The following is a 9,243-nucleotide window of genomic DNA, read 5'->3' on the forward strand; positions in this document are numbered from 1 at the left end:
GATGCGATCAACTTACGATGCGCAGCACGTCATCCAGCAGCGCAGCGGCGGTGACTTCCGCGCCCGCACCTGGCCCCTGGATCAACAAGGGTTGGCGGTGGTAGCGATCGCTGTGGATGGCCACGCGGTTGTCGGTGCCTGCCCCCTGCGCCAGCGGATGATCGGCCGGCAATTCACGCAGGCCCACCTGCGCACCCTCGCCGTCAACACGGCCAACGAAACGCAACACACGACCGTTGTCGCGTGCCTGCTGCCAACGCACCTGCAATGGCGCATCCAACTGCTCCAGTGCAGCCACTGCGTGCTCCAGCGGCAACGCTGCCAGCGCGTCAGGCACCAGTGAATCCACCTGCACCTGCGAGGCATCCAGCGCCAGCCCGCTGCTGCGCGCCAGGATCAGCAGCTTGCGGCGCACGTCCTCGCCGGACAGGTCCAGACGCGGGTCCGGTTCGGTATAACCGGCCGCCAGCGCCTCGCGCACCGCCGCCGAGAACGGCGACTGGCCGTCATAGCGATGGAACAGCCACGCCAACGAACCGGACAGCACGCCCTCGATGGCATGGATATGGTCGCCACCGGCGACCAGCGCGCGCAGGCTGCTCAACAATGGCAGGCCGGCACCGACGGTAGCGCTGTCGCCATAACGCGCGCCACTGTCGGCACAGCTTTCCGCAATGGCCTGCGCACGAGCCAGCTGCGCACCACGGCCCAGCTTGTTGGCGGTCACCACGTGCACGCCGCGCGCCAGCCACTGCACATGGCGCGCGGCGACGTCTTCGCTGGCAGTTGCGTCGACCACCACATCACCACGCTCCAGTCCTTCGGCGCTGGCCCACGGCGGCGAGCTGAGGCCGTCACGCGGTGCGCGCCGTGCCAGCTCCAGCGGCAACGCCAGATCGCGGTCGATCGCCAGCGCGGTGCGCGAATTGGCCAGCCACTGCACGCTGGGCAGTTCCAGCCCACGTGCCTGCAACGCCTGGTAGCGCTGCACGAAGGCCGAGCCCACCGTGCCCGTGCCGAGCAGCGCCAGCCGCCCCACGCCAAGTGCAGGAACTTCAGCGGCGAGCGCGCTCATGCGTCCACCACCTGTTTGCGGCGCGCGGCTGCATCGATCACGGCTTCGGCGCGCTGCAGCGCGGCACCGAGATCGGCCAGCAGGTCACGCTCTGCCTCGATGCCGACCGACAGGCGCAGCAGCCCTTCGCTGATGCCGGCGGCGGCACGCGCTTCGGCGCTCATCGCCGCATGGGTCATGGTGGCCGGATGCGCGATCAGGCTTTCGACGCCGCCCAGCGATTCGGCCAGGGTGAAACAGCGCAGGCCATCGACGAAGGCACGCACTGCGGCATGCGGATCATCACCTTCGCACGCGGCCAGTTCGAACGACAGCATCGCGCCGAAACCACTCTGCTGGCGGGCGGCGATGGAGTGGCCCGGGTGGTCGGCCAGGCCAGGATAATAGACGCGGCCGACCGCCGGATGCTGGTCCAGCAGGGCAACGATCGACGTGGTGTTCTCCTGGTGCACGCGCAGGCGCGCATCCAGCGTGCGCAGGCCGCGCAGGGTCAGGAAGGCGTCGAACGGGGAACCGGTCAGGCCCAGCGCGTTGCCCCACCACACCAGCTGCTCGTGCAATGCCGGATCGCGCGCGACCACCGCACCGCCCACCACATCGCTGTGGCCATTGATGTACTTGGTGGTGGAATGCAGCACAAGGTCCGCACCGAACGACAGCGGCTGCTGCAGGGCCGGCGACAGGAACGTGTTGTCGACCACCACGAGCGCACCGGCCTTGTGCGCGGCATCGATGACAAAGCGCAGGTCGGTGATGCGCAGCAGCGGGTTGGACGGCGTTTCCACCAGCACCAGCTTCGGCTGGGTGGCCAGCGCCTGCGCCAGCGCGCGCGGATCGGTCAGGTCGGCGGTGACCAGCTCGAAGTGGCCCTTCTTCGCCAGCGCATTGAACAGGCGCCAGCTGCCGCCGTACGCATCGTGCGGCACGACCAGAGTATCGCCCGGCTGCAGCAGCGCGTTCAGCACCAGGTTGATCGCGCCCATGCCGGTCGCAGTGATGACGCCACCGGCGCCGCCCTCCAGTTCCGCCAGCGCTTCACCCAGCAGGTCACGCGTGGGGTTGCCGCTGCGCGTGTAGTCATACTGCCGCTTGTTGCCGAAGCCTTCGAAGCTGAAATTCGACGACAGCACGATCGGCGGCGTGACCGCCCCATGCGCGGTGTCACGATCGATGCCGGCGCGGACGGCGGCGGTGGTGCGACTACAGGACGGCTCGTTGGCGTGCAGGCTCATGCGGACTCTCCAGAAGTGCGGAAGGCGGTGGCGAGGATCGCGTCGATGCGATCGGTTTCTTTGAGGAAGGCGTCGTGGCCGTAGGGCGAGCGCAGTACGCGCAGGCTGCCGCGCGGGCCCAGCCCTTCGACCAGGCCGACCAGGTCGGCCAGCGGCACCAGGCGATCGCCCTCCACGGCTACCACCACGGTGGGCGGCAGGATCGCAGCAGGGTCGACGCGATGCAGGTCGATCGATTCGGACAGGCGCAGGTAGGCGGTCACCGGCGTGCGCGCGACATACTGCGCGCCGGCAGCGTCAAGATAGTCTTCGGCGGCGACGCGCACGCGGCCATTGATCACTTCCGGTGCGGCGTCGAAGCGCTCGCCGAATTCTTCCGGCGTGCGGTAGCTGAGCATGGCGAACTGCCGTGCCAGCGCCAGCCCGTGGTCTTCACCGCACTGCAGCTGGCCCAGCGCAACCGCGCGGCGCTGCAATGCGCGCCAGGCGGCGGCATACGGGTGTGGGCGGTGCGCACCACTGGCCAGCACCAGCTGGCGCACGCGGGCACGATGCCGGATCGCGAACTGCTGGCCGACCAGCGCGCCATACGAGTAGCCGACGAAGGCCTTCAGCGTGCGGATACCCAGATGATCCAGCAGCAGTGCCAACGCATCAGCCTGGTCGGCGGTATCGATCGGCACATCCAGAGCACCGTCGGCACCGATGAAATCGAAGGCCAGCACGCGCAGCTGCTGCGGATCCAGCGCGCGCCCGCTGCCCACCAGGTCTTCGGCCCAGCCCTTCTCGCTGAACTGCGCGTTGGACGCCACATGGCGATGGGCGGAGATGCCACCGGCCAGCACCACCACCGGCGCAGTGGCCGGGCCGACCCACTCATAGCGCAGGCGCACCGGGCTGGCGCCGGCGTGACGCATCGACAGCACCGCGGCGAACTCACCGCGCTCGGCATGCATATGGTCTTCGACCGGCACGCTGACGGGGACAAAGGGTTCGGGGCGAATGGCGGTACTGGCGGCGAAGCTCATGGCGGGATCCGGTTGGGGAATCGGCCATCGAGCCTTCGCGGGCCCGCGTTCGAGATGCACGTGCGGTGCATGGTTCGAACCATCTTTCGGTGGACGCCACGGTCCCCGCAGGATTTGGCACCTACGCAGACGCTTTCGCATCCGCGGGCTGCCCCGGCTTCAAAGGGCCTGTCCCTCTGCCGGTCTCGATGGTGGGGCCACGATGCCAGCCCTTTCCGGCACTGTCAATCCCTTCATGCGGATAAAGCGATGAATATTTTCAGGTCCACTCTGCGAGGGCTGTCCCGGTCGCCCCGTTCAGGATCGGGTACAGTCCCGGCGGTCCTCTCGCTGGAAACGCCGATGCCGCGCCTGCCCCTGTCCTGCCTGCTGTTGGCTCTGCTGACGAGCGCGACTGCACACGCCGGCGACTGGCGCCAGGGCTGGGGACTGATTCCCCCCTCCGGCCCAGCCACCCGCGCAGGCAGTGTCGAGGGCGCCACCCCCATGGCCCAGCTGCGCCTGCAGCCGGTCGGCACGCAATGGCAGGCCCGGATCGACAATGGGCTGGCAGGACCGCTGCAGATCCAGCTGCGCGCTGCACCCGGACACCCGGTCGAAGGCCTCCCGGTCGAGTCGCTGATCCAGGGCGACAGCAGCCTGGTGGTCGGTCACCTGCCCGCCCCGCTCAATGGCCGCGCGCTGGACCTGCGCCTGCATTCGGTGCCGGGCAATCCAGCCGCACAGGCCGAGGATGTCGCCTACCGCCTGCCGTTCGATGCGGCCCGTCCGCGCGTGGACCAGGCCCCGCAGGGGCGGTTCAGCCACGATGACGAGGAGAACCGCGACGCGGTCGACTTCGCGCTGCCGGAGGGCACGCTGGTACTGGCCGCGCGCGAGGGCACGGTGATGCAGATCCAGGACGGTTTCCGTGGCAACGGCCAGGACCGCGAACGCGATGCTGGCCGCGCCAACTTCATCCGCGTGCTGCACAGCGATGGCAGCATGGCGCTGTACGGCCACCTGCAGGCCGGTGGCATGCGCGTGCGTCGTGGCCAAGCGGTGGGCGCCGGGCAGCCGATCGGCCTGTCCGGCAACAGCGGCTTCAGCAGCGCGCCGCACCTGCACTTCGTGGTGCAGGTCAACCGCGGCATGGGCCTGCACTCGGTGCCGGTGCGCATCTTCGCCGAGCAGGGCCAGCTGCAGTTCGCCCGCCAGCGCGAGGCCGAGGGCGGCATCGGGCGCTGAACGGCCCCGGCCGGTATAATCGGGCGCTTATCTCTTTGAAAAGCGCCCCGGGCGGGCGCCACTGCCATGTCCGAAGTCGCCAACGAAGCGTCGCGTCGCCGCACCTTCGCCATCATTTCCCACCCTGACGCCGGCAAGACCACGCTGACCGAAAAGCTGCTGCTGTTCGGAGGCGCGATCCAGATGGCCGGTTCGGTCAAGGGCCGCAAGGCCGCCCGCCACGCCACCTCCGACTGGATGGCGCTGGAAAAGGAGCGCGGCATCTCCGTCACCTCCTCGGTGATGCAGTTCCCGTACGAAGGCAAGATCGTCAACCTGCTCGACACCCCCGGCCACGCCGACTTCGGCGAGGACACCTACCGCGTGCTGACCGCGGTGGATTCGGCGCTGATGGTGATCGACGTGGCCAAGGGCGTGGAAGAGCGCACCATCAAGCTGATGGAAGTCTGCCGCCTGCGCGACACCCCCATCATGACCTTCATCAACAAGCTCGACCGCGAGGGCAAGGACCCGATCGAACTGCTGGATGAAGTGGAAACCGTGCTGGGCATCCAGTGCGCGCCGGTCACCTGGCCGATCGGCATGGGGCAGCGCCTGAAGGGCGTGGTCCACCTGCTGACCGGCGAAGTGCACCTGTACGAGCCGGGCCGCAACTTCACCCGCCAGGATTCGACCATCTTCCCGTCCATCGATGCCCCCGGCCTGGCCGAGAAGATCGGTGCACAGATGCTGGCCGACCTGCGCGACGAACTGGAACTGGTGCAGGGCGCCAGCCATCCGTTCGACCTGGACGCCTACCGCGCCGGCAAGCAGACCCCGGTGTTCTTCGGCTCGGGCGTGAACAACTTCGGCGTGCAACCGCTGCTGGACTTCTTCGTCGAGCATGCGCCGTCCCCGCAGGCACGCTCCACCACCGGCCGCGAGATCGCCCCGGAAGAGAACAAGCTGACCGGCTTCGTGTTCAAGATCCAGGCCAACATGGACCCGCAACACCGTGACCGCGTCGCGTTCATGCGCGTCTGCTCGGGCCGTTTCAGCGCCGGCATGAAGACCTTCCACGTACGCACCGGCAAGGAAATGAAGCTGGCCAACGCGCTGACCTTCATGGCCAGCGACCGCGAGATTGCCGCCGAAGCCTGGCCGGGCGATGTGATCGGCATCCACAACCACGGCACCATTTCCATCGGCGATACCTTCACCGAAGGCGAAGCGGTCACCTTCACCGGCATCCCCAACTTCGCCCCGGAACTGTTCCGCCGCGCACGCCTGCGTGATCCGCTCAAGCTCAAGCAGCTGCAGAAGGGCCTGGCCCAGCTGTCCGAGGAAGGCGCGACCCAGTTCTTCCGCCCGCTCACCAGCAACGACCTGATCCTGGGTGCGGTGGGTGTGCTGCAGTTCGACGTCGCCGCCTACCGACTGAAGGACGAGTACGGCGTGGAAGCCACCTTCGAGCCGGTCAGCGTGACCACCGCGCGTTGGGTCCACTGCAGCAACGAGAAGAAGCTTGAAGAGTTCCGCGAGAAGAACGCGCTGAACCTGGCACTGGATGCGGCCGGACACCTGGTCTACCTGGCACCGACCCGGGTCAACCTGCAGCTGGCGCAGGAACGCTCGCCGGATGTGCGCTTCTCGGCCACCCGCGAAGCGGCGCATACGGTTTCGGTGGGCTGATGCCAAGGGGTCGGATTCCTTTCCGCAGGAAAGGGCTCTGACCCAGCCGTCGCGGGCGGTTCATCCACGCATGGCGTGGATCTACCGATCATGGGTTCATCGGCGCAATGCAGGGATTCACCCACCATACGGTGACGGGCGTGCACATGTCGCCCATCGCGGCGATGATAGGGGGACGCGGGTCCCCCTCCCCGTGACCGATGCCCACGCCCATGTCCACGACGTCCATTGCTTCGATCCGTGAAGAAATCGCCAGCGCCCTGACCCATGGTCTGGGCGCGGTATTCGCCCTGGCCGCCAGCGCGGTGTTGATCACCCTGGCTGCGATCTACGGCGACGGCTGGCAGCTGGCCAGCGCGATCGTCTTCGGTATCGCGCTGTTGCTGCTGTACACCGCCTCCACCCTGTATCACGCCATCCAGCATCCGGTCGCCAAGGGCCGGTTGAAGGTGTTCGACCACTGCGCGATCTATGTGCTGATCGCGGGCACCTATACCCCGTTCACCCTGATCGGCCTGCGCGGCCCGTGGGGCTGGGGCCTGTTCACCGCGATCTGGGCGCTGGCGCTGGGCGGCGTGGTGTTCAAGCTGTTCTACACCGGCCGCTTCAAGGTGCTCTCCACGGTGATCTACATCGCCATGGGCTGGCTGGTGGTGGTGGCGATCAAGCCGATGTGGGCCTCCATCGACGGCGGCACCCTCGCCTGGCTGTTCGCCGGCGGCCTGTCGTACACGCTGGGCACCTACTTCTACCACCGTGAATCGATCCCGTACTCGCACGCGATCTGGCACCTGTTCGTGATCGGTGGCAGTGTCTGCCACTTCGTCGCCGTCACCATGCAGGTGCTGTAAACGGCCGCGCACGGGCCGCGTGTGCACACCATGCACATGGACGCTTCGCGCCCTGTCCACGAAGAGGAGGCAACCATGGCAGCGTGAATGCTGCCGCCTCCCCTGCCGCAAAGCGCACGACCCCCTGGCGCCTCCGCCGCCCCGGCCCACGAGGCCGGCGCTGGCTTACGATCCTGATCTTCCTGCTGGCAGCGATCCTGCTGCTGATCGCGTTGTGGGACTGGAACTGGTTCAAGGGACCGGTGGAGCGCGCGGTGCAGGCCCGCACCGGCCGTGTGCTGCACATCGGGAACCTTGATGTCGACCTCGGCCGCACCAGTACCATCCGCGCCGATGCGATCACCTTCGCCAATGCAAGCTGGGCAAAGCAGCCTGACATGGCCAGCGCCGACCGCGTCGAGATCGACGTGCGGGTCTGGCCCCTGCTCCGCGGCAGCGTGCAGCTGCCCGAAGTGCGCCTGACCCGGCCGGACGTGCTGCTGGAAACCGCTCCGCGCAAGGGCGACCCGGGCAACTGGGATTTCCTCGGTGGCAGCACCGGCGGGACCAGTCCGCAGCTCAAACGGCTGCGCATCGACGATGGGCGCCTGCAGTTCCTCGATGCGCTGGGCCGCACTGATATCCGCGTGGACATGCGCAGCGGCCAGCCGAAACAGGCCGACGCTGCGCCACCGCTTCTGGTACAGGGCAAGGGACACTGGCAGGGCAATCCATTCACCCTGCGTGGCGGCACCGAATCACCGCTTGAGCTGACCGACAGCGACCACCCGTTCCGCATCCATCTTGATGGTCGGGCAGGCGCCACCCACGCGGTGGCCAGTGGCACGCTGACCAATCCCTTCCAGCTGCGTGTGTTCGATCTGCAGTTCGCGCTCAGCGGCCAAGACCTGGCCGACCTCTACCCGCTGCTCGGCATTGCCATTCCGCCGTCGCCCCCTTATGCGTTGAACGGCCGCCTCAAGCGCGACCACGACGTCTGGCGCTATGAGCAGTTCACCGGCAAGGTCGGCGACAGTGATCTCGGCGGCAACCTGCAGTTCGAAGTGGGCGGCGCACGGCCGCGGCTGACGGCCACGCTGGAATCCAAACGGCTGGACTTCGATGATCTGGCCGGCTTCGTCGGTGCCCCGCCAAAGACCGGCGGCGGCGAAACCGCCAACGCAGAACAGAAGGCCGAGGCCGCACGGGTGGCTGCCCGTGCACGCGTGCTGCCCGACACGCCCTACAACCTCGGCAAGCTGCGCGCGATGGATGCCGACGTGCGCTGGAAGGCCCACCGCATCAACGCCCCTTCATTGCCGCTGGACGACATGGACGCGCACCTGTTGCTGGATGACGGCGTGCTGCGACTGGACCCGCTGAACTTCGGCGTCGCCGGTGGCGACATCCGCAGCACGATCCGCATGGACGCGCGTCGCCCGCAGATCAGCACCGCGCTGAAGGCCAGCGTGCGCGGCGTGCAGCTGGGTCAATTGTTCCCGGACGCGAAACTGGCTGAACAGGCCAAGGGCGGCATCGGCGGCGAAGTGGACCTGAGCGGCCGCGGCAACTCGATCGCCGCCATGCTCGGCAGCAGCAATGGCAAGGTCGGCCTGGCGATGGGCCGTGGCCATGTCGGCAACCTGGTGATGGAACTGGCCGGCCTGGACATCACCGAGTCGCTGAAATTCCTGGTGACCGGCGACAAGCAGATTCCCCTGCGCTGCGCCTTCGCCGACTTCGGCGTGCGCGAAGGCCTGATGACCAGCCAGGCGCTGGCGGTGGACACCACCGATACGATCCTCATCGGCGAAGGCACGGTCAGCCTGCGCGACGAGACCCTGGACCTGCTGCTGAAACCGCGCCCCAAGGACAAGAGCATCCTGGTACTGCGCTCACCGTTGCACATCGCCGGCACCTTCAAGGATCCGTCATTCCGCCCGGACTTCAAGGCGTTGGGTATTCGTGGCGCCGTGGCATTGGCACTGGGCAGCATCGCGCCGCCGGCGGCATTGCTGGCGACCATCGAACTGGGGCCGGGGAAGGACGCCGACTGCGGTGGGCAGTATGCGAAGTAGGATTACAGCGTTGTTCGCGGCGCCTGCATTGATGGTGGCTTGAGGGGGACGGGTGACGCAGGCAGGACACGCCGCAAGTACGTCCCTGTAGGCTCGATGGCG

General features: G+C 67.7%; 7 protein-coding genes and 1 riboswitch. Of the genes, 4 read left to right on the forward strand and 3 right to left on the reverse strand.

Going from position 1 to position 9,243, the window contains the following annotated elements; genetic code table 11:
• Positions 1 to 7: 7 nt before the first annotated feature.
• From N5J73_RS23215 to N5J73_RS23225, 3 genes are read right to left on the reverse strand one after another with little or no spacing between them, the layout of a single operon-like run.
• Positions 8 to 1,075 carry a homoserine dehydrogenase gene (locus tag N5J73_RS23215; protein WP_049447592.1) on the reverse strand — a complete coding sequence of 356 codons (1,068 nt, stop codon included), beginning with the start codon at positions 1,073 to 1,075 and terminating at the stop codon, positions 8 to 10.
• A complete protein-coding gene (locus N5J73_RS23220; protein ID WP_049447593.1) occupies positions 1,072 to 2,307 on the reverse strand; it encodes an O-succinylhomoserine (thiol)-lyase in 1,236 nt (411 codons plus the stop codon). The genes N5J73_RS23215 and N5J73_RS23220 overlap by 4 nt, the downstream gene beginning before the upstream one ends.
• Complete coding sequence (locus tag N5J73_RS23225; protein ID WP_049447594.1) at positions 2,304 to 3,335, reverse strand: homoserine O-succinyltransferase; 1,032 nt, start codon at positions 3,333 to 3,335, stop codon at positions 2,304 to 2,306. The genes N5J73_RS23220 and N5J73_RS23225 overlap by 4 nt, the downstream gene beginning before the upstream one ends.
• Positions 3,336 to 3,411: 76 nt before the next feature.
• Positions 3,412 to 3,530, reverse strand: a riboswitch (SAM riboswitch).
• Positions 3,531 to 3,677: 147 nt separating this feature from the next.
• Between N5J73_RS23225 and N5J73_RS23230 the strand changes: the two genes are divergently transcribed.
• The 4 genes from N5J73_RS23230 to N5J73_RS23245 all read left to right on the forward strand — a co-directional run bounded on the left by N5J73_RS23230 (position 3,678) and on the right by N5J73_RS23245 (position 9,141).
• On the forward strand, positions 3,678 to 4,562 hold the full coding sequence (locus N5J73_RS23230; protein ID WP_049447595.1) for a M23 family metallopeptidase: 885 nt from the start codon (positions 3,678 to 3,680) through the stop codon (positions 4,560 to 4,562).
• 66 nt (positions 4,563 to 4,628) lie between these two features.
• A complete protein-coding gene (locus N5J73_RS23235) occupies positions 4,629 to 6,233 on the forward strand; it encodes a peptide chain release factor 3 (protein WP_014038155.1) in 1,605 nt (534 codons plus the stop codon).
• A gap of 212 nt (positions 6,234 to 6,445) precedes the next feature.
• Entirely contained in the window at positions 6,446 to 7,084 is a 639-nt protein-coding gene (locus N5J73_RS23240) for a hemolysin III family protein (RefSeq protein ID WP_049447597.1), read from the forward strand.
• Between the two features lie 83 nt (positions 7,085 to 7,167).
• On the forward strand, positions 7,168 to 9,141 hold the full coding sequence (locus tag N5J73_RS23245) for an AsmA family protein (protein WP_049447598.1): 1,974 nt from the start codon (positions 7,168 to 7,170) through the stop codon (positions 9,139 to 9,141).
• The last annotated feature ends 102 nt before the right edge of the window (positions 9,142 to 9,243 follow it).

The organism is Stenotrophomonas sp. GD03654, assembly GCF_029845105.1.
GTDB classification, from domain to species: domain Bacteria; phylum Pseudomonadota; class Gammaproteobacteria; order Xanthomonadales; family Xanthomonadaceae; genus Stenotrophomonas; species Stenotrophomonas africana.